The 281-nt window shown below is 65.1% G+C and carries 1 pseudogene; it reads left to right on the plus strand.

Annotated features, from left to right (window positions below):
- Positions 1–281: pseudogene (locus tag AB9K34_RS00015) on the plus strand (IS3 family transposase); the annotation flags it as partial.

The following is a 281-nucleotide window of genomic DNA, read 5'->3' on the forward strand; positions in this document are numbered from 1 at the left end:
ACCGGGAGGAAGGTCTCTCGGTGAAGCGACGACGTGGCCGCAAACGGGCCCGCGGCACACGCACACCGATGCCGGAGGCGGCGCGCCCAAATGCGCGGTGGTCGCTGGACTTTCTGTCGGACAGCTTTGGTGCTTCACGCCAGTTCCGCATCCTGGCAGTGATCGACGATTGCTGCCGCGAAAACCTGTGCCTCATGGCCGACACCAGTATCTCGGGAGCCCGTGTCGCCCGCGAGCTGGATGCGCTGGTGCGGGTCTACGGAAAACCAGGTTGCATCGTC

The sequence above is a fragment of the Sedimentitalea sp. XS_ASV28 genome, from assembly GCF_041224545.1.
Lineage (GTDB): Bacteria > Pseudomonadota > Alphaproteobacteria > Rhodobacterales > Rhodobacteraceae > Sedimentitalea.